Origin of the sequence: Burkholderia sp. Bp9099 (assembly GCF_003857805.1) — a bacterium.
Lineage (GTDB): Bacteria > Pseudomonadota > Gammaproteobacteria > Burkholderiales > Burkholderiaceae > Burkholderia.
Genome location: NZ_QTPU01000001.1, coordinates 353,014 through 372,099 on the forward strand (window position 1 = coordinate 353,014; position 19,086 = coordinate 372,099).

The window sequence follows — 19,086 nt, forward strand, 5'->3', positions numbered from 1 at the left end:
GGCATCGGGACGCACCCGCTAGAACGTGTAAGCGACGTTCAGGAAAACGTTGACGGGATTGAGTCGGAGCGTCGATGTGGAAACGATCTGCGTGCCGGTCGCGGTCTGTCCGTATAACGTGAGGTGGGTCTTCACCGGCATGTAGCCGACGGAAGCACCGACCGACCAGTGTTTGGTCATCGCGTAACTCGCGCCGAGCTCGAACACCGGGTTCCACGATGAACTGAGTGTCGCGCGCGCCGAGCCGCCCGGCCCGAAGCTGTCGGTGACGAACTGGCGATTGGTCGCCCGAACCTGGGTGAACCACGTGTAGTTGACGCCAAGTCCTACGTACGGACGGAATTTCGATTCGGCTGAAAACAGGTGATATCGAAGTTCGACGGCGGGCGGCATCGGCCTTGTCGTGCCGAGGGTTCCGTACTTCTGCAACGTCCCGTCACCGACAAGATTGACTGTCAGTGGCAGTCCGAACAGCATGGCGACACCAATGTTGTCGGTGACGTAGTACTCGGTGGTGATGCCCATCGTATCCGTCGAGCTGGCATGCGCCCCGGTACCACCCATTTGCTGATTCACCGTTACGCCGCCGACACTTTGCACGGTCAGGGGCGTCGCGTCGCCCTGGGGCGCGACGTGCAGCCATCCAACCGACGTAGTGATGCTTCCGGCCGTCTGCGCATCTGCGTTGTCGGCAAGTGCAGCCGTGCAGATGCAAACCATCGCACCTGCGAAACTCGTCGTTCGCCTCAATTTCATTTTGCGTCTCCTCTGTCTCGGTCCGATTAAAGAACTACAGTTGATTTGGATACCTTATTGATAGTGACAAGCCGCTCTCGGAATTTGTGTTGTCGCGGCTAGTCACGCGCCTCCGTCACCGCAGATCTGTTGCTGCCGGACCGGACGACCGAATGGGTTCCGCTGCGAACGAGATCGAAAACGCAAACGGAAAACGCCCCAGCACGAAGCGCGCGGCAGTCTCGAGCCCGGGATTGCTCAGCTCGACCGAGACCGACATTCCGCCGGAATCACTGGTCGAGACGTCGACTGATGCGCCGGGCGCTCCGCCCTGGTCCAATGCCGCGCGGAGTGCGTCACTCGTCTCGCGGCGCTTGAGTTCGGGTTTGAATATCTTGCCGACGCCGGTGAGCGGGATCGCCTCGACGATTCGGACGTGCTTCGGCAGGGCGGCGCGTTCAGCGATCTCCTGCTGCATGAACACTTCCAGATCGTGTTCGCTAGCCGTCATGCCCGGCTTGAGCTGAACATACGCGACCGGCAACTCGCCGGCATAGGCATCGGGGCGCCCGATCGCCGCTGCGATCTGGACTGCCGGGTGTCGATGCAGCGGTTCCTCGATCGTCGCCGGGTCGATATTGTGTCCGCCGCGGATGATCAACTCCTTCTTGCGGCCGGTCAGCCAGAAGTAACCGTCGATGTCGCAGCGGCCGAGGTCGCCCGTGTTGAGCCAGCGCTTGCCGTCGCCGAGATCGAGCCACAGGGCCTCGTTCTGGTCGGGACGCGTGTAGCCGGTGAACACGTTCGGCCCGGAGATGACGAGCAACCCCTCTTCGTTGGCTGCGCAGTCGCGCAGATACCGTCCCGCATCGTCCACGACGACCGCCTTCATCGCCTGGAAGGGGATGCGAAGCCCGATTGATCCCAGCCGACGCTCGCCGTTCGGCGGGTTGACGCTGCTCACGCACGTTCCTTCGGTCAGGCCGTAACCTTCGAGAATCCGGATGCCCGTTTTTTCCTGGAAGGACCTGAAGACGCCGACCGGCATCGGCGCGGCACCGCACAGGCCGTATTCGAGCGAGTCGATGACATGATCCTCGGAGGGAATGTCGAGCAGCGAAGCATAAAGCGTCGGGACGCCACTGAAGAAATTGATGTGGTGATGTTCGACGATTTCCCAGAAGCGTTTGACGACGCCGTCGCCCCGGTAACCCTGCGGTGTGCCGAGCACGACATGGGCACCGCGCGAGAATGGCAGGAGGCCGGTCACCATCGCGGCGTTGACGTGAAAGAGCGGCAAGCCGCAAAAAGTCGTTTTGCCGGGGCCGATACTGTCGCCGAAGAACCGGCCGGCGCTCCAGGCATTCGCCACTTCGTTGCCATGACTGCGCATCGCGATTTTCGGCAACCCGGTGGTTCCACCGGTACAGAAGTAAGAGGACATGTCGCCGGGTCGAATGCGGCGCGCACTGTCGAGCGCCGTACCGGATTCCTGCGCGATTGCCGTACCGAAGTCGTGGATCTGGATGTGCGCAGGCACGGCGCTGCGCAAACCGCCAGCGCCGTACAAGTGCGCACACGCGTCGTGCTGGAGCGTGCGTGCCGCCGACTGCGCCATGCCCCGCACGCGATCGGCCAGGTTGACCAGCACGAGATGCCGCAGCGGCTCGACCTCATGAAGGATGTCCGCGACCTTTTGCCAGAGATCGGTCCCGGGAAATGGCGCGAGCGTCACGAGCACGCTGGCGCCGGCGGCTTTGAGCAGCTGACCGATCGCTTCGCCTTCAAGCAGCGGATTGATCGCGCATACGATGCCGGTTGCCTGTCCGCCCCAGATCACGAAATGCGTTTCGGGCAGATTGGGCAGCACATAAGCGATCACCGACTGCGAATTCACACCGAGGCGCGCGAACATGTTGGCCGTGCGCGTGATGTCACGGACCAGCTCGCGATAGGTCCAGCACTCGGCGTCGCGGTGCGCGTCGGCGGTCATGAAAAAGGAGAGGGCGGGGGCGGACGGATCGATGGCCGCACCGGCGCAGATCATCTCGTACGTGCTGGCCGGAAGGTCCGGCGGAAGGCCCGGCGCTTCGATCGCCAGCACGTCGTCTTGGGTCGCGATGCCGTTCATGCTGCTTCGTCCACGATCTCGTTACGTTGCACGCCCAGGTCGATCGTTCCGTCGCGGCTCGCGATCCGGGCTTCGACGATGTCTCCGGCCTTCAGATACTGCGCTCGCCCCGCCTGCACCTTCATGAACATCTTCCATTTGACGGATTCGGGGAAAAGCGCGACGGCCCGCTGCTTGAGCGGCGACGGGATGCTGAGTGCGCAGCCGGCCGGCGTGCCGGTCGCGAGCAGGTCGCCGGCGCGAAGGTCGTGCACGCCCGACAACTCGGTCAACGTTTCCGCCGGACCGTAGACGAGGTTCGATGTCGAGTCCTGCTGGCGCACCGCGCCGTTGACGGTCAACGTCAGGTCGAGCGTCTTCAGCTTCGGGAAGTCATGCCGCTCGAGCAGGCACAGATAGGGGCCGACCGGGCCGAACGTCCGGAAGCTCTTGCCCTTGTAGAACTGCATCTGCGGGATCTGGACATCGCGCGCAGAATAGTCGTTGACGATCACGGTGCCGGCGACATAGTCGTGCAGGTTCGCGTCCGTGATCTGCTGATGAGACGTGATGTCGCGTTTGAGGATGAGGCCGAGCTCGATTTCGTAGTCGAGAAACCGGACGTGCCGGGGTTTCACGACTCGTGAGTCGGCGGCGACGATGCAACTCGTCGCCTTCGTGAAGATCATGTTGAATTTTTTCGCGTCCGGATCCATGCCGGATTCGATCATGTGCCGACGGTAATTCGCCCCCTGGCAAACGAACTGCTGGTTGGCGGTCACCGGTGGCAGCCACTCCACGTCCGACTCCGGAATCGTCGGTCCGTCGAGCGAGACGAGTCGTTCAACCGGATTCGCCGCGAGAAAGCTCGCGGTTGTCTCGAAGTCGCCGGGAATCGGCGTGACGGCGCCGTTGGCGACCACGCCCCATTGGGCGCGGCCATGATGCCGGAAGTGCAGGACATGCAGTGACATGAATGATCTCTCGTGAGTCGAATGGGCGGTTGGGGATCAGGCGAACAGCTTCGCCAGGGTCAGCAGCTTGCCGACCGTCAGATCGGGACTGCGGCGCAGGTTGCGGAACAGCGCCGCAAGGCTCGACGGCGTGAGCCGGGGCTTCGTGAAGCTGCGCGGCATCGTCGGGCCCCACTGCGCCATCGCTTCGCGGCTGACCGCGTGCACGCCCGTCGGCTCGTCGGCCGTGAACAGGTCGCCGTCGCAATAGTGTTCGTGCTTGTCGCCCCACGGGTCCTGCCAATAGTCGAAGATCTGGCTGCCGAGAATGTGTCGGCCGATGCCCCACGCGTGTGCCCATCCGTTGTCGTGCAGCATGCGCTGGCCCATGCCGACGGCATCGGCGTCGACCAGTTCGTACGCGCTATGGCTATAAGTCGGCACGAACCCTTGGGCGAGCGCGAGCGTATGGTGGTCGGCCGGCCGGTCGCCGAGATCGAGCCGCATGAAGGCAACCGCGGGTGAGCCGTCCGGCAGCACCTGGACATCGCTGGGGATGAACCCGAAATGCCGCGTGTACCACGCGCAGGTTTCCTGGTAGTCGGCGAGCTCGAGCACGACGTGTCCGAGCCGAATGACCTCGGGCGCGCTCGCCGGCGGCCGCTGCGTTTCGTTGATCCGCAACGGCGTGTCGACCGAGTTGAATGAAAGCGCGGCACGGTGCGGCAACGTGTCGGCCCGGGTCTGGCCGGCAATCGCGTCGACCCGAAAACCCGACGGATCGGCGAGCCGCACCCGGAGGCCGCCGCCTGGCCAATCCGATGCCTCGATCTCCGACGCGCCAGGGATTTTGGCGAGCGCCTCGAGATCGGCACGACTGTCGACCTGCAATCCGAAGCCTACGAAGCGGGCCTTCGGCGCGTGGCGAACGACATAACAGAAGTGTGCGCTGCCGGTTCCGCGCAGCAGCAATTGCGTGTCATCCCGCAGCACCGTTCGGAGACCGAAGTCGTTGAGAAAGTGCTCTGCTTCGTCGAGATCGGGGCGATCGAAGATCAGATAGGCGAGCGCCGATGCCTTCGTTGTGGGGTGCGGGTGGCGAGCCGGTTGTGTGGTGGTCAGGTTCATGGCGGATGACAATCAGGCAGGTCGAATGACAATCGCGAAGGCGGGCGCCGTCGCATCGAGGGGCTTGCCGCGCAACGGCGGGCATGCAATCTCACCGTCGCAGGACATCACTGGCCGGACCATGAATGTCGCGAGGTCGCTCGTCGATTTCGCATGGGAGCGGCGCGCCTCGCCGCCGGCGCCGTGACTGGCCGAAAAATGGCCCGATGCGGCGCCGACCGGCGTGAATCCTGCGATCAATACGCCGAGCATCGATGGCAGCCCGCACTTCGGCGACGCGTGCGAGCTGTTGTGAATGGACGCGCTGGCGCCCGTGTGCATGTGTGTCTCCACCGTATCTCCATTCGTCGTTCGATCGGTTCTCGAGGCCGTGTTCTGCCGTCCTTGATGACATTAAAATCATAGATGATGACTTTGTCAATGTAGACATTTGAATCTATACTTGGGCACGAACAAGGATCGAAAACGTCATGACGAATACACCGAGCCGCCGGACACCAAAGCGCTCCGCTCCGGAAGCATCCAGTCCCGCGGTCGCCGAAGAGCGCGAGCCGCGTGGCGCGCGCCGCAAGCGGGAGACCCGTGCCCGCCTGCTGGATGCCGCCCTCAGACTGATGGCCGAGAAGGGCATGGAAGGCGTTGCCATCAACGAAATCACCGAGGCCGCCGACGTCGGCTTCGGCTCGTTCTACAACCACTTCGAATCGAAGGAGGCGATCTACGCGACCCTCGTGGAATCGGTATTCGAGGAGTTCGCGGATTCGCTCGATCGCCTGGCCAGCGGCTTGTCCGACCCGGCGGAGATCATTTCCGTCTCGGTGCGACATACGCTGATGCGCGCGCGGCGCGAGCCGGTGTGGGGACACTTCCTGATACGCGAGGGCTTTTCGGCGCGCGTCCTGACGCTTGGCCTGGGTCAACGCCTGCTGCGGGACATGGAGCGCGGTATCGCCGAGAAACGCTTCGTGGTCGCCGACCCATTCGTCGGCTTCCTTTCGGTTGGCGGTACGGTGCTGACCGCGATTGCCGCCGAACTCAACTTCGTCGCTCCGGGCGCACCGGCTGCCGGTGTCCTGAAGGAACTCGGCTTCAACGGAGAGCATTTTCCGGAACGCACGGCGGCGACGCTGCTGCATACGCTGGGGCTCAAGCGTGCGGAAGCCGAGAAGATCGCAAGCCGGCCGCTGCCCGTTGTGGATGCGGCCGAGACGGCGCAGTGACGTAATGCGGTGACGCAGGCGGCGGCCAAGCCACCCCGAGCGCTCGTGCGGTACCCGTCAGCTGACGGGGGCGATGCGACGCCTGCGCTGTTCAGCCGGCGCTTGTCGAAGTGGAATAGCGCGCGGCGATGTCGTGGGCGTCATTTCGGACGCAACCCACGCGGGCGTCGCATGAAAGACCGGCTTCGCGACTATCCCGCGAATACCGACGACTACCTCACACGCAGTTTCTTGCAGTGCCGGACGGTGACTACCGACGAGCGTATCGCTGTCTTTGGAGCGTTTTCCCGGATCTCGCCGTGGCAAGTCGGCGTTTGCCGGTCGTGCGCCTGGCGCGCGCTCCATCTCGCATCAATCAGGACCTGCGAACCTGGCGACGATTGGCATCGCCGAATCGAGATGGCAACACGCTATACAGGCAAGGTCCTCGTCGTGCCGGACACCATGCACGTCGATCGCGCTCGGCCGGCGCGTTACCAGGATTGAAGGCATACCGCGAAACTCGTCGCCGACGGCTGAGGCCCGGCGATCGTCATCGAGCATGACGCTTCGTGTCGGACCGAGCATTCCCGAAACGGTCAGATCGCGGGCTGCGCCTGGGCCTGCATCCGTGCCTGTCCGCGTTCGAGCAGTGATGCAACGGGCGTTTCAATCGGCGGCAATGCCGTTTCGACCAACTTTTCCGCCTCGAGGTGCCCGACGCCCAGTGCGCGCAGAATTGCTGCGACCACGGGCTCCGGAACGACGTTTTGCGGGCCTTCATTGGTGATTCTGAGGATCGTCGCGAGTGCGGTTCCGGCGATCACGTCGAGTGCGGTTCCGACGCCGACATCGCTGAAACGTCCCAGCGCCAGCCCCTGTTCGATGTGGGGTGGCAGGAACACGTAAATCAGGCTGCTCGGCCCCGCCGAATGCAAGCCGGCCGCGCAAATGAAGCGCGCCAGCAGCGGATACGCGCGCGCGGCGTGCAGGAACATGCGCACACCGCACGCGATGCGCAGCGCCGGATCCCGATAGCCGTGGACTTCCGTTTCGATCAGGCGCAGCAACTCGTCGTTCAGCTCCTGCGTCACTGCCGCGAGCAGATCCTCGTTGGTGCGGAAGTACTTGTAGAACGTGCCCTGCGATACGTCCGCGGCCGCAATGACGTCCTGGATGACGCTTGCGCCGACGCCCTTTTCTGCGAACACCAGCATCGCACTTTCGATCAGCCGGGCACGCATGCGCTCGCGACGCTCTGCCGCCACACGGGTCCGATGGTCAACGGTCGTTTCATTCATGGCGGAATTATAAGGCGACGCAGCAGGCGCTCCGAGGCGCTAGGTAAAAACGAGAATATTGTCATGATGACAAATATCTCATTATTAACACCAAGCAAGTTCGATCAACCGTCTGGAGCGACCACGCCGTGAATGCCCCGTCCATGACTCACGCAATGATTCAACGTACCGTTCGGGTCGGTGCGCGGACCATTTCCTTTACCGAAGCAGGCGAGGGTCCGGTGGTGCTCATGCTCCACGGCGGCGGCCCCGGCGCTTCCGGCATGTCCAATTACGCCCGCAATGTCGGCGCGCTCGCATGCGTCCACCGGGTCGTCGTGCCCGACATGCCGGGCTACGGCAAATCGACGAAGGGGCTGGATCGCGGCGATCCGTTCGGCGACCTGGCGGCGAGCATGCTCGGCATGCTCGATGCGTTGCGCATCGAGCGCGCGCACGTCCTCGGCAACTCGCTCGGCGGGGCATGTGCGTTACGCATGGCGATCGAGCGTCCGGCCGCGGTGGGACGCCTCGTGCTGATGGGGCCCGGCGGCGTGGACACGACGCGCGCATTGCCCACGCCCGGCCTCAAACGTCTGCTGAACTATTACAAGGGCGAAGGCCCGACACTGCAAAAGCTCGCGGCGTTCATCCGGGGCGACCTCGTCTACGACGGCAGCCTGGTATCCGATGCGACGCTCCAGGAGCGCTTTCAGTCCAGCATCGATCCGGAGGTCGTCGCCAGCCCGCCGTTGCTCGGGCCCAAAGGCATTCCGAATTTCAGGAATCTCGATTTCACGCGCGATCCGCGCCTGGCCGCCGTACAGAATCCGACGCTCGTGCTGTGGGGAACGGAGGACAAGGTCAATCGACCAAGCGGCGCACACTCGCTGCAGCGGCGCATGCCGAACTGCGACGTGCACCTGTTCAGCAAGACCGGCCACTGGGTGCAGTGGGAGCGCGCCGACGAATTCAACGCGATGGTCGTGGCGTTTCTGGCCGAGGACCGCGTTGACGCGCGCGTCGTCCGCCGCGTCTGATCCGGAGCGCGTCGCCATGCCTACCATCGCCAGTTCGCCGGCCGCGCCCGACAGCTTGTTCGGTCGCGTGCATCTCGGCTATTTGCTGATCCAGTCCGTCCGCCTGGACGCATGGAGCACGTTCGTCACCGAGGGGCTCGGGCTGCATGCGGATCGTCCGCTACGCACGGTGCTCGCGTGTCGGATCGATGCGCACCAGCGCCGATTGATTATCCACGAGGGGCAAGCGGAAGACGTCACCGCGATCGGCTGGCAACTGGCCGATGACGCGGCGTTGCAGCTCGTGCTCGCGCGGCTGTCCGCGCTCGGCATCGATGTCCGGCAGGGCAGCGCGAACGAAGCCGCGCTGCGAGGCGTGCAGCGATTCTGGTACTTCACCGGACCGAAGCGGCTGCGCACGGAGCTGTTCACCGATGCGGTGCTGAGCGATTCGCCATTGCAGATGAAGGCGAGCGGATTCGTGACCGGCGCATCCGGCCTGGGGCACGTCGCGATCACGACGCGTCGGCCGGAAGCGATGCAGGCGTTCTGGAAGAAGGTGTTCGACGCACGCCTGTCGGACGAGATCGAGGACAAGATCGACGGCCTGAATCTCGACTTCGCGTTTCTTCGACTGAACGAGCGCCACCATTCGCTTGCAACCGCGTCGACGCGCGGCATCCGTATGAATCCGCTGCGCACGCAGATCCACCACCTGAATCTTCAGTGCGTATCGCTGGACGACGTGACTCAGGCCTACTTGCGATGCCGGTCGATGGGATACCCGATCGCCAATGCGATCGGCCAGCATCCGAACGACCGCGAGCTGTCGTTCTACGTTCGGACACCGTCGGGCTTCGAGATCGAACTGGGCTGGAACCCGATCGTGGTGGACGAGCGCGCGTGGCGCACGACGACCTACCAGGGGATCAGCGTGTGGGGCCATCGCCCGGAGAACCTGACCTTGCGCGGCCGGCTGGGCCGTGCCCGGCGCGCGTTCGCATCGCTGCTGCATCCGGAATTCATCATCCAGGGAGACCAACCATGAACGCAGTGCATCAGGACGATGCGTGCGACGTCGCGATCGTGGGGCTCGGACCGACCGGCCTCGTGCTTGCGCACCTGCTCGGCCAGGCTGGCCATCGCGTCGTGGTGCTCGAGCGCGAGCCGGTGTTTTACGGCAATGCCCGCGCTGTTTATACCGACGACGAATGCATGCGGATCTTCCAGCATCTGGCGGTAGCCGACGAATTGCAGGCACGGATGATGATGGAAACGCCGGTGCAGCTCGTGCGCCCCGACGGCACGCCGATCACGCAATACATGCCGCGCAAGCGGCCGCTCGGCTGGCCGATCATCAACTTCTTCTACCAGCCGTATCTCGAAACGACGCTGTCGGACACGCTGTCGCGCTATCCGAACGTCACGATCCGGCGCGGGCGCGAAGTCGTCGATTTCTCGCAGGACGCCGACGGCGTCGGCATCGTGCACCAGGCCACGCGTGAAGCGCGCTTCAGCGATGCGACGGATGCGCGCACGAGCATGAACAACGATCCCGACGTGCAGTCGTTGCGGGCGCGGTACATGGTCGGCGCGGACGGCGGGCGCAGCATCGTTCGCACGCGGCTCGGCATCGACATGGCCGGCAAGAGCTTTCCCGAGCCGTGGCTCGTCGTGGACATCGAGCGCAAGCCGGGTACCGACGCGCTGCGTCACCTGCCGTACTTCAATTTCGTCGTCGACCCGAAGCTGCCGGTCGTGAGCTGCGTTCAGCCCGACAAGTTCCACCGCTTCGAATTCATGCTGATGCCAGGTGAAACGAAAGAGAACATGGAACGGCCGGAGACGGTGCGCGCGTACCTGTCCCGGTTCGTCGATCCGGACCAGTTCGTCGTCAAGCGCAAGCTCGTCTATACGTTCAACGCGCTGATCGCGGCCAAATGGCGGGTCGGCCGCGTGCTGCTCGCGGGCGACGCGGCACACATGACGCCGCAGTTCATGGGGCAGGGGGCCAGTTCCGGTGTGCGCGATGCGTACAACCTCGGATGGAAGCTCGACCTCGTGCTGCGCGGCGCCGCCGGCGACGCACTGCTGGACACCTATCAGTCAGAGCGCCACGCGCACGCCAAGGCGATGATCGACGTGTCCGTGCTGCTCAAGAACGTCGTGTCCGTGCGCAATCCGCTGGGCACGCTCGTGCGCGACACCTCGCTCGCGGTCATCCGGATGATCCCTCCGCTCAAGCGCTGGTTCCAGGAGGGGGGCTTCAAGCCGGCGCCGGTCTATAAAAAGAACGCGTACGTCGGCTTGCCGCGGCGGCGCCGCAACGGCCCGGAGGGCGCGCTCGCCCCGCAACCCGACGTGCGCCGGTTCGACGGCGCGAGGCAACGGATGGACGACGTGCTCGGGCGCGGGTTTTCGCTCGTCGGCCTGAACGTCGATCCCGCACGGTATCTGGACGATGCGTCCGCCGAAGCGCTGCAGGCATTGTCGGTACGGTACGTCACGCTCTATCCGTACGGCGGGCGTCCGCAAGGGCTCGAAGGCGTCGAACGCGACAACTGCAACGGCGGCGCAACCGAGGTCGAGGACATCGACGGCAACATGATCGCGTGGTTCGCGAAGGCCGGGTTTCGCGACAAGGCCGTGGCGATCCTGCGGCCGGACCGGTTCGTATTCGCCGTCGTGCCCGTGACCGAACTCGATCGCACCGTGGCGCGCCTGCGCGACCAGCTCGGTGTGCCGAATACCCCCAGCGGCACCCGTGCAGCCACGCCGGCCGAGGCATCGTCGCTCGCCAGGGCCGCCTGAATTCCGACTCTCTCAATCCGCCGATCATGTGTCCATTGCCCGATAACTCCCGTATTCATGCCGCCGCCAACGCGCTGCGCGGTGCGCGCGCGACGCGCATCCCGATCGAACCGATTGCCGAGCGGTTCGGCATTGCCGGGGTCGCTGCCGCGTATGCGGTGGCCGAAACGAACACGGCGGCGCGGATCGCCGCCGGCGCACGCATCGTCGGCAGGAAGATCGGCTTGACGTCGCGCGCGGTGCAGCGGCAACTCGGTGTCGATCAGCCCGACTTCGGCGTGCTGTTCGACGACATGGCGCATCTCGACGGCGACGATGTGCCGATGAATCGTCTGCTGCAACCGAAGATCGAGGCCGAGATCGCATTCGTCGTCGGGCGCGATCTCGACGACGACGCGCCGAGCTATGGCCGCGTACTGTCATCGCTGGCCTATGCGCTGCCGGCGCTCGAGATCGTCGACAGCGCAATCGCCGACTGGCGGATCACGCTCGAGGACACCGTCGCCGACAATGCGTCGTGCGGCGCATACGTGCTCGGTCATCAGCCGGTGGCACTCGGCCGGCTTTCGCTCGGCGAACTGGGAATGACGATGACGAAACAGGATGCAGTGGTATCGACGGGCGTCGGCGCCGCCTGTCTCGGCCATCCGTTGCGCGCGGTTTACTGGCTCGCCTGCACGATCGCGCGTCACGGACAGAGGCTGCGCGAGGGCGACGTGATCCTGTCCGGCGCGCTCGGCCCGATGGTGGCGGTGGCGAGCGGGGACGTCATTCGCGCGCAGATCGGCGCGCTCGGCAGCGTGCATTGCCGCCTGGGCGAAGGAGCGTCGCGATGAGCAGGAAACTCAAGGTCGGTATCGTCGGCAGCGGCAACATCGGCACGGATCTGATGATCAAGATCCTGCGGCACGGCGAACACGTCGAGATGGGCGCGATGGTCGGCATCGACGCGGCGTCGGACGGGCTGCGGCGTGCGGCCCGGATGGGTGTCGCCACGACGCACGAAGGCGTCGAAGGGCTTGCGCGGATGCCGGGCTTCGGCGACATCGACATCGTGTTCGACGCGACGTCGGCGTCGGCCCACGCGCACAACGATGCGTTCCTGCGTGCGCTCAAGCCCGGCCTCCGCATGGTCGACCTGACGCCGGCGGCGATCGGCCCGTACTGCGTACCGGTGGTGAACGGCGAGCGCCATCTGGATGCGCCCAACGTCAACATGGTGACGTGCGGAGGACAGGCGACGATCCCGATGATCGCGGCGGTGTCGCAGGTCGCCAACGTTCGCTACGGCGAGATCGTCGCATCGATCTCGAGCAGGAGCGCAGGGCCGGGTACCCGCGCCAATATCGACGAATTCACCGAAACGACGGCGCGCGCGATCGAAACGGTCGGTGGCGCCGCGAGAGGCAAGGCCATCATCGTACTCAATCCGGCCGAGCCGCCGCTCATGATGCGCGATACGGTGTACGCCCTCAGCGATTTCGCCGACGAAGCGCGCATCGAAGCCTCCGTCGCGCGAATGGTGGAAGCGGTGCAGTCGTACGTGCCGGGCTATCGCCTGAAACAGCGCGTGCAGTTCGATCGCATCGAATCCGATCGGCCGATCCGCATTCCGGGCGTCGGCGAATGCATGTCGGGCCTCAAGACTTCGATCTTCCTCGAAGTCGAGGGGGCCGCCCACTACCTGCCTGCCTACGCCGGCAACCTCGACATCATGACGAGCGCAGCCATGGCGATGGCCGAACGGGTCGCCGCCCGCATGCTGCGCGACGCAACGTGAGATTCCCGACCATGGACAAGAAGATTTACATCTCCGACGTGACATTGCGCGACGGCAGCCACGCGATTCGCCACCAGTACAGCATCGCGCAGGCGCGGAAAATCGCCATGGCGCTCGACGCTGCGCGGGTCGATTCGATCGAGGTCGCGCATGGCGACGGCCTGCAGGGCGGCAGCTTCAACTACGGTTTCGGCGCACATACGGATGTCGAATGGATCGAAGCGGTCGCCGGTGCCGTCACCCACGCGAAGGTCGCCACGCTCCTGCTGCCCGGTATCGGCACCGTGCACGATCTGCGCGCCGCGTACGACGCGGGCGCGCGCATCGTGCGGGTCGCCACGCATTGCACGGAAGCCGACATTTCCCGCCAACACATCGAATCCGCGCGTGAGCTCGGCATGGAGGCCGTGGGCTTCCTGATGATGAGTCACATGCACACGCCCGTCGGGCTCGCCGAGCAGGCGAAGCAGATGGAAAGCTATGGCGCGACGTGCTGCTACGTCGTGGATTCCGGCGGCGCGATGAACATGAACGACGTGCGCGATCGCGTCCGCGCGTTCAAGGACGTGCTGAAACCGGAAACGGAGGTGGGCATTCACGCGCATCACAACCTGAGTCTCGGTGTGGCGAACTCGATCGTCGCCGTCGAGGAGGGCTGCGATCGCGTCGACGCGAGCCTGGCGGGGATGGGAGCCGGGGCGGGGAACGCGCCGCTCGAGGTATTCATCGCGGCGGCCGAGCGCCTTGGTTGGCGTCACGGTACGGATCTGTACCGGCTGATGGATGCGGCGGACGAAATCGTTCGGCCGCTGCAGGATCGCCCGGTGCGCGTCGACCGCGAAACGCTCGCGCTCGGTTATGCCGGGGTGTACTCCAGCTTCCTGCGCCATGCCGAACTGGCCGCCCGAAAGTATGGCCTCGGCACGGTCGATATCCTCGTCGAGCTGGGGCGACGCGGCATGGTGGGTGGGCAGGAAGACATGATCGTCGATGTTGCGCTGGATCTGTCGAACGCACGGGCCGCATCCGGGCATGCGACCTTGCGACCGACTCGTTTTGCGCGAAGACGCGCCTGAATAATATTTTGTCATCCATATCAATGTTTCGCGCCGGAGCAGATCGTGCACCGAATCGACGTCCATCATCATTTCGTTCCGCCGGCCTATCGCGACGCCATGTCCAGGCATGGCATACAGAAGGTCGCCGGCGCGGCGTTGCCGGAATGGCATGCGCAAGCGTCGCTCGACGTGATGAACGTGAACGGGATTCAGGCGGCACTGCTGTCGATCTCGGCGCCGGGCGTGTATTTCGGCGACGTCGAAGAGGCACGCACGCTCGCTCGTCAATGTAACGAATATTCGGCGCAGCTCTGCGATGCGCATCCCGGCCGCTTCGGTTCGTTCGCGGTTCTGCCGATGCCGTTTACCGAACTGGCCTGCGCGGAAGCCGTTCATGCGCTCGACGTGCTGAAGGCGGACGGCGTCGTGCTGCTCGGCAGTACGGAAGGAAAGTTTCTCGGCGCGCCGGAATTCGACGAACTGATGGCCGAACTCGATCGCAGGCAGGCCGTCGTGTTCGTGCATCCGAACCTGCATCGGACAAGCGAGGCGCTCGGGCTGGGTGCGCCGGGATTCCTGATCGAATTCCTGTGCGATACGACGCGCGCGGCGGTCAATCTGCTGCTGACGGGGACGCTGGCGCGTTACCCGAACATTCGCTGGATTCTCGCGCATGCGGGCGGATTCCTGCCTTACGTCGCGTGGCGCGTGTCGCTGGCCAACCTGATGCCGGAATACCTTGCTGCGGTACCGGACGGCGTGCTCACGACCATTCGTCGATTCCACTTCGACACGGCATTGTCGCCAGCCGCGTATCCGCAGGCCGCATTGCGCGAACTGGTCGAGCCGACGCAGATCCTCTTCGGCAGCGATTTCCCGTTCGCGCCGGCACCGGTCACCGCCATGCAGCGCGACACGCTCGAACGGTCACCCGTTTGGGATACCGACGCGCGCGCCGGCATCGAGCGCGGCAACGCATTGCGCCTGTTCCCGCGTTTTGCCGGCGGCGCGGAGCGTGTCGCCGGTACGCCCTCGCCCGAGGACGGCCCGCTGGCGTCGCTCAGGCGTGCGGCTGCCGGCGCGGGCGTCCGGTTGATCGACCGGCTCAGAGACCGCTGAATCCCGTTTCGTCCGGAACCCTGGACGCGCATGCCGGGCGGATGACCTCCGTCCGGCGGCGACGCATGCCGCCGTTCCCCGGCGGCGCCATCCTGCACATCACAACAATCGGAGACACCATGAAGCATACGAGCGCGGCAATTCTTCTGTCGATCGCGGCGATGTCGTGCGCCCGCGCGCAATCGGCCGGTCAGTGGGTCATGAACGCCGGATGGCTGCACATGGCGCCGCAGGATTCGAGCGAGCCGCTGACGGTCAACGCGCTCGGGCGCTCGGGCACCGTACCGGGCAGCGGCGCGAGCGTGGCCGATACCGATACGTTCGCGCTGACGGCGACCTATTTCGTCACGGATCACGTCGCAGTCGAGACGATCCTGGGCATTCCGCCGAAATTGCATCTGAGCGGCACGGGCTCCCTGTCGTCGCTCGGCGAACTGGGGACGGCTCGCGCATGGAGCCCGGCGATTCTCGCGCAATATCATTTCGGCGAACCGTCGGCCCGGTTTCGGCCATACGTCGGCGCGGGCCTCACCTATGTATGGTTCAGGGACGTACAGCTGAGCGACAAGGTCGCGAGCGGCGCATTCCTGTATTCGCCGACGCTCGGCAATCGCCTGGAGGGCCCCACGTCGGTGGCGCTGAGCCATTCCTTTGCGCCGATCGTCAACGCCGGGCTCACGTACAACATCGATCCGCACTGGTCGGTCGGCGTGTCGGTCGCCTACGTGTGGCTGTCGACGAAAGCCGACCTGAGCACGCGATCCGCGGTCGGAACCGTGACCAGTTCGACGCGGATCAAGATCGATCCGATCACGACTTTCGTGTCGGTCGGGTATCGGTTCTGAACGGGATCAAGCAGCTGGCGCCCATTCGACAGCCAGCCTGTGTGGCAGGCCGGCGTCCGCCATTGTGCGGATACTCGTTCGGGACGGTCGGATTGATGGACCGGGCGGCCGCCCGAACGGCGCGCATCACGGTGTCTTGCGTCGGCTCGTCGTAACGTGCGTATTACGCACCGGCACGCATCAGTGCGACGCCGAGCACTGCCGCGCATTCGGCCGACGATGGCATGCGCTCCGAGGTGTCCGCCGCACCGCTCGCCGCAGCCGGCTCGGCGTGCAGCCGGTCGACGATCTGCCGGATCCCGGCATCGCGCAGCGCGTACAGGTGCACCTCGACCCACAGCGGGAAACATTCCCAGCCGGCGGCGATGTCCGCGGAGCCGGCGGTGCGGGAGCCTCGGTGCTCATGCGCTGCCGGCCGCATTTTCGCCAGTAATTTCGGGCGGTCGCGACGCAGGATTTCGATCAACAGCTCGCGCTTGTGCCCGAAGTTCGCATAGAACGCACCGCGCGTGTAACCCGCGCGCTCGACGATATGCTCAACGGTCGTATCGGCGAAGCCCTTCGCGATGAAGCATTCGCGAGCGGCGGCTATGAGCCGTTCGCGGGTGTCGAGCCGGCGCTGCATGCGGGTCAGGCGGGCGGTTTTCATCCTGTGCTGTCCGTGCGGTGGAAATGATTGAAGTGGCGCAACGTCGCGCCGCGGGAAATGTCGCGTCGTCACGGCGCCGATTCAATCGTCGAGCGCGTCCGGCGCGCCGCGATCGACAGCGGGGCGTGCGATCGGGCGCCCGGGTGCGCCCGCGCGGCAATCTGCCGGTGGCGCGGCGTGCGCAGCCGCCGCGCGAATGCCCGCGGCGATCCCGAGCGCGAGCGCATCGAGCGCGCGACGCTGCGCGTCGACGAGTGCTTCGTAGCCCGTCGACGCACCGGACCGCACGATGCTGCGGCACGTCAGTGCCGGCTGTCCGGACCCGGAACTCACACTCCACGTTGCATCGAGCAGCACGTGCGATGCCGGCCAGGATTCGATTCGCTGGACGTCCACCGCGACCCGGTAGACGGGCGCGCCGTCCGGGTGGGCGACGCGATGAACATCGATCGTGCCGAGCCGGGACGCGACGCGCGTCGACAGTCCGCCGCGCATCTCGTCGCCGAGCGGCGCGGCCCAGCGCTCCTGCTCCAGGATGTCGGTCCGATCGGGGCCGCGTTGCACGACGAGCCGGTTGCCGTCCGCAGGCGCCGCGACGTGCACGGCCTGGATGTCGATCAGCCAGGCGGGATGCGATGCGGCGGCCTCGGCACCCGCATCGTCCGCCACCGCGAGGGTATGGAAATGCACCGGCGGCGACGCGCACGCGCTCAGCACCGCGAGTGCGACGCACGTCGCGATGCGCGCCGGCATACGGAGACGACCAAACGAACGCGCTTTCATTGCCGGCCTCCCTTCTTGCCGAACAGCAGCGATTCGGGATGACGTTCCAGATAGTCCGCAAGCGCATTCAACGACTGCAGCGTTTGCGTGAGCGACTGCATCGCCTCATGAACGTCCGACTGCATCGGCGAATTCTGCCCCAACGTCGACTCTGCCGCGCTGAACGTGCGTTGCGCGGCGGCCAGCGTGTCGCGCGCCTGCGGCACGACCTGCTCATCGAGGTGACCGAACAACTGGTTCGCATGCGCGAGCGCGCCGTTCAGATTGTTGCCGATCCGGTCGAACGGCACCTGATCGAGCTTGCGCGCGATGTCGGCGATCTGCACCTGCAGTTCGTCGAGCGTGTTGGGCACGGTCGGCAGTTCCACCGGCGTGCGGCGCGCGTCGACGCTCGCGTGCGGCGCCTTCGGGAACATGTCGAGCGCCACATAGAGCTGACCGGTCAGCAGGCTGCCGGTACGCAACTGCCCGCGCAGCCCCTGGAGCACCAGGTGTTGGAGCAGTTCGTGGCCGCCGGCCGTATCGGGCGCGGGCAGCGCCGTATCGCTGTGTCGGCTCAGTCGCGACGGATACAGCGCCATCGCGACCTTCATGCTGAAGTTGCGCGTGTGTTCGTTGTACTCGATCCCGATGTTCGTGACCTGACCGAGTACGATGCCCCGCAGATCGACTGGCGCGCCGACCGACAGCCCGCGCAGCGACTGGTCGAAGCGCATGACGACCATCAGCGGCGTGCCGTCGGGGTCGCGCATCGCGTCGGCTTCGTCGGGGGCGAGCCGGAACGGCGTGTTGTCGGCTGCCTGCGGCGCGTCCGCTTGTCCAGGCGGCGACTGAAACGCGAGACCGCCGACGATCACGGTCGCCAGCGACTGCGTGTTGAGTTTCAGGCCGCTCGAATCGAGCCGAAGATCCACGCCGCTCGCGTGCCACCAGCGCGTATTGACGCCGACGTACTTGTCGTAGGGCGCCTTCACGAACGCCTGAACGTCGACGCCCGTACCGTCCTTGTCGAGCGAGAATCCCACGACCTGACCGACCTGCACATGCCGGTAGAACACCGGCGAGCCGATGTCGACCGAGCCCAGCGAGTCGCCGTGCAGCAGAAAGCGTCGGCCCTGCTGGTCCGCGGTGACGGCGGGCGGCGTCTCGAGACCGGTGAAATCGGTCTGCTTCTGCGACGAGCGGCCAAGATCCGCGCCGATGAATGCGCCGGAGAGCAGCGTGCCGAGGCCGGAAATGCCGGTGGCACCGACGCGCGGTCGAACGACCCAGAAGCGCGTGTCGCGGTTCGCGAAGCGCGCGGCCTCGTGCGTCAGCTGAATGCCGACGACCACGCGCTTGAAGTCGGGCGTGAGCGTGATGGTCTGGACGGTGCCGATATCGACATCCTTGTAGCGGACCTTGGTCTTGCCGGCTTCGAGGCCCTCGGCGTTGGCGAACGTGACCGTGATCGTCGGACCGTTGGCGGTGACGGTCCGGATCACGAGCGACAGCCCGATCAGCGCGCACACGAGCGGCACGATCCAGACGAGAGACGGGATCCAGCGGCTGCGCGGCCGGATCTCGGGTGGCGAAAAATCGAAAGAAGACATCGTTTTGGAATTCGAAATAAAGCGG

The 19,086-nt window shown here is 65.3% G+C and carries 19 protein-coding genes; 10 read left to right on the forward strand and 9 right to left on the reverse strand.

What is annotated here, in order from left to right; all coding sequences use genetic code 11:
* Window positions 1–18 precede the first annotated feature (18 nt).
* The 5 genes from DIE17_RS01565 to DIE17_RS01585 form a co-directional block, all read right to left on the reverse strand.
* Window positions 19–756 (reverse strand): OmpW family protein, encoded by a 738-nt coding sequence (locus tag DIE17_RS01565; protein WP_124484823.1) that lies wholly within the window; start codon window positions 754–756, stop codon window positions 19–21.
* Window positions 757–871: 115 nt separating this feature from the next.
* Complete coding sequence (locus DIE17_RS01570; RefSeq protein WP_124920600.1) at window positions 872–2,866, reverse strand: acyl-CoA synthetase; 1,995 nt, start codon at window positions 2,864–2,866, stop codon at window positions 872–874.
* A complete protein-coding gene (locus tag DIE17_RS01575) occupies window positions 2,863–3,819 on the reverse strand; it encodes a fumarylacetoacetate hydrolase family protein (RefSeq protein ID WP_124920601.1) in 957 nt (318 codons plus the stop codon). Before DIE17_RS01575 ends, DIE17_RS01570 begins: the two co-directional genes overlap by 4 nt.
* A gap of 36 nt (window positions 3,820–3,855) precedes the next feature.
* Complete coding sequence (locus DIE17_RS01580; protein WP_124920602.1) at window positions 3,856–4,926, reverse strand: VOC family protein; 1,071 nt, start codon at window positions 4,924–4,926, stop codon at window positions 3,856–3,858.
* A gap of 12 nt (window positions 4,927–4,938) precedes the next feature.
* Window positions 4,939–5,247: a hypothetical protein gene (locus tag DIE17_RS01585; RefSeq protein ID WP_124519454.1), complete on the reverse strand. Its 309-nt coding sequence runs from the start codon at window positions 5,245–5,247 to the stop codon at window positions 4,939–4,941.
* 149 nt (window positions 5,248–5,396) lie between these two features.
* Between DIE17_RS01585 and DIE17_RS01590 the strand changes: the two genes are divergently transcribed.
* Window positions 5,397–6,146, forward strand: coding sequence for a TetR/AcrR family transcriptional regulator (locus DIE17_RS01590; protein ID WP_124484818.1), 750 nt, complete (start codon window positions 5,397–5,399; stop codon window positions 6,144–6,146).
* A gap of 171 nt (window positions 6,147–6,317) precedes the next feature.
* Entirely contained in the window at window positions 6,318–6,632 is a 315-nt protein-coding gene (locus DIE17_RS37775; RefSeq protein ID WP_260439185.1) for a hypothetical protein, read from the forward strand.
* 92 nt (window positions 6,633–6,724) lie between these two features.
* Here the strand turns inward: DIE17_RS37775 and DIE17_RS01600 are convergent, their stop codons facing one another.
* Entirely contained in the window at window positions 6,725–7,426 is a 702-nt protein-coding gene (locus DIE17_RS01600) for a TetR/AcrR family transcriptional regulator (protein ID WP_124519548.1), read from the reverse strand.
* A gap of 155 nt (window positions 7,427–7,581) precedes the next feature.
* Here DIE17_RS01600 and DIE17_RS01605 point away from each other — a divergent pair, with 155 nt between their 5' ends.
* The 8 genes from DIE17_RS01605 to DIE17_RS01640 all read left to right on the forward strand — a co-directional run bounded on the left by DIE17_RS01605 (window position 7,582) and on the right by DIE17_RS01640 (window position 16,037).
* A complete protein-coding gene (locus DIE17_RS01605; RefSeq protein WP_124920603.1) occupies window positions 7,582–8,445 on the forward strand; it encodes an alpha/beta fold hydrolase in 864 nt (287 codons plus the stop codon).
* A 16-nt stretch (window positions 8,446–8,461) separates the two neighbouring features.
* Window positions 8,462–9,472, forward strand: coding sequence for a VOC family protein (locus tag DIE17_RS01610; protein ID WP_124920604.1), 1,011 nt, complete (start codon window positions 8,462–8,464; stop codon window positions 9,470–9,472).
* Complete coding sequence (locus DIE17_RS01615; RefSeq protein WP_124920605.1) at window positions 9,469–11,235, forward strand: bifunctional 3-(3-hydroxy-phenyl)propionate/3-hydroxycinnamic acid hydroxylase; 1,767 nt, start codon at window positions 9,469–9,471, stop codon at window positions 11,233–11,235. The genes DIE17_RS01610 and DIE17_RS01615 overlap by 4 nt, the downstream gene beginning before the upstream one ends.
* Window positions 11,236–11,270: 35 nt before the next feature.
* Window positions 11,271–12,071, forward strand: a complete 801-nt coding sequence (locus DIE17_RS01620; RefSeq protein WP_260439187.1) for a 2-keto-4-pentenoate hydratase — start codon at window positions 11,271–11,273, stop codon at window positions 12,069–12,071.
* Entirely contained in the window at window positions 12,068–13,015 is a 948-nt protein-coding gene (locus DIE17_RS01625; RefSeq protein WP_124920607.1) for an acetaldehyde dehydrogenase (acetylating), read from the forward strand. The genes DIE17_RS01620 and DIE17_RS01625 overlap by 4 nt, the downstream gene beginning before the upstream one ends.
* 11 nt (window positions 13,016–13,026) lie before the next feature.
* The gene (gene dmpG, locus DIE17_RS01630) at window positions 13,027–14,091 is read left to right on the forward strand and encodes a 4-hydroxy-2-oxovalerate aldolase (RefSeq protein ID WP_124920629.1); all 1,065 of its coding nucleotides are present in this window, start codon (window positions 13,027–13,029) and stop codon (window positions 14,089–14,091) included.
* A 45-nt stretch (window positions 14,092–14,136) separates the two neighbouring features.
* Entirely contained in the window at window positions 14,137–15,192 is a 1,056-nt protein-coding gene (locus tag DIE17_RS01635) for an amidohydrolase family protein (protein ID WP_124484812.1), read from the forward strand.
* 119 nt (window positions 15,193–15,311) lie between these two features.
* The gene (locus DIE17_RS01640) at window positions 15,312–16,037 is read left to right on the forward strand and encodes an OmpW family protein (RefSeq protein WP_124484811.1); all 726 of its coding nucleotides are present in this window, start codon (window positions 15,312–15,314) and stop codon (window positions 16,035–16,037) included.
* Between the two features lie 163 nt (window positions 16,038–16,200).
* Here DIE17_RS01640 and DIE17_RS01645 read toward each other — a convergent pair whose 3' ends face one another.
* The 3 genes from DIE17_RS01645 to DIE17_RS01655 all read right to left on the reverse strand — a co-directional run bounded on the left by DIE17_RS01645 (window position 16,201) and on the right by DIE17_RS01655 (window position 19,061).
* Entirely contained in the window at window positions 16,201–16,662 is a 462-nt protein-coding gene (locus DIE17_RS01645; RefSeq protein ID WP_260439188.1) for a TetR/AcrR family transcriptional regulator, read from the reverse strand.
* A gap of 105 nt (window positions 16,663–16,767) precedes the next feature.
* A complete protein-coding gene (locus DIE17_RS01650) occupies window positions 16,768–17,469 on the reverse strand; it encodes a membrane integrity-associated transporter subunit PqiC (RefSeq protein ID WP_124920609.1) in 702 nt (233 codons plus the stop codon).
* Entirely contained in the window at window positions 17,466–19,061 is a 1,596-nt protein-coding gene (locus DIE17_RS01655; protein ID WP_124920610.1) for an intermembrane transport protein PqiB, read from the reverse strand. The genes DIE17_RS01650 and DIE17_RS01655 overlap by 4 nt, the downstream gene beginning before the upstream one ends.
* Window positions 19,062–19,086 lie beyond the last annotated feature (25 nt).

Bases quoted from the DNA above. Each gene is read 5' to 3' on its own strand.
- DIE17_RS01625 (WP_124920607.1), top strand. From the start codon at position 12,068: ATGAGCAGGAAACTCAAGGTCGGTATCGTCGGCAGCGGCAACATCGGC.
- DIE17_RS01650 (WP_124920609.1), bottom strand. From the start codon at position 17,469: ATGAAAGCGCGTTCGTTTGGTCGTCTCCGTATGCCGGCGCGCATCGCG.
- DIE17_RS01645 (WP_260439188.1), bottom strand. From the start codon at position 16,662: ATGCAGCGCCGGCTCGACACCCGCGAACGGCTCATAGCCGCCGCTCGC.
- DIE17_RS01570 (WP_124920600.1), bottom strand. From the start codon at position 2,866: ATGAACGGCATCGCGACCCAAGACGACGTGCTGGCGATCGAAGCGCCG.
- DIE17_RS37775 (WP_260439185.1), top strand. From the start codon at position 6,318: ATGAAAGACCGGCTTCGCGACTATCCCGCGAATACCGACGACTACCTC.
- dmpG (WP_124920629.1), top strand. From the start codon at position 13,027: ATGGACAAGAAGATTTACATCTCCGACGTGACATTGCGCGACGGCAGC.
- DIE17_RS01600 (WP_124519548.1), bottom strand. From the start codon at position 7,426: ATGAATGAAACGACCGTTGACCATCGGACCCGTGTGGCGGCAGAGCGT.
- DIE17_RS01615 (WP_124920605.1), top strand. From the start codon at position 9,469: ATGAACGCAGTGCATCAGGACGATGCGTGCGACGTCGCGATCGTGGGG.
- DIE17_RS01585 (WP_124519454.1), bottom strand. From the start codon at position 5,247: ATGCACACGGGCGCCAGCGCGTCCATTCACAACAGCTCGCACGCGTCG.
- DIE17_RS01655 (WP_124920610.1), bottom strand. From the start codon at position 19,061: ATGTCTTCTTTCGATTTTTCGCCACCCGAGATCCGGCCGCGCAGCCGC.
- DIE17_RS01565 (WP_124484823.1), bottom strand. From the start codon at position 756: ATGAAATTGAGGCGAACGACGAGTTTCGCAGGTGCGATGGTTTGCATC.
- DIE17_RS01590 (WP_124484818.1), top strand. From the start codon at position 5,397: ATGACGAATACACCGAGCCGCCGGACACCAAAGCGCTCCGCTCCGGAA.
- DIE17_RS01610 (WP_124920604.1), top strand. From the start codon at position 8,462: ATGCCTACCATCGCCAGTTCGCCGGCCGCGCCCGACAGCTTGTTCGGT.
- DIE17_RS01575 (WP_124920601.1), bottom strand. From the start codon at position 3,819: ATGTCACTGCATGTCCTGCACTTCCGGCATCATGGCCGCGCCCAATGG.
- DIE17_RS01605 (WP_124920603.1), top strand. From the start codon at position 7,582: ATGATTCAACGTACCGTTCGGGTCGGTGCGCGGACCATTTCCTTTACC.
- DIE17_RS01580 (WP_124920602.1), bottom strand. From the start codon at position 4,926: ATGAACCTGACCACCACACAACCGGCTCGCCACCCGCACCCCACAACG.
- DIE17_RS01640 (WP_124484811.1), top strand. From the start codon at position 15,312: ATGAAGCATACGAGCGCGGCAATTCTTCTGTCGATCGCGGCGATGTCG.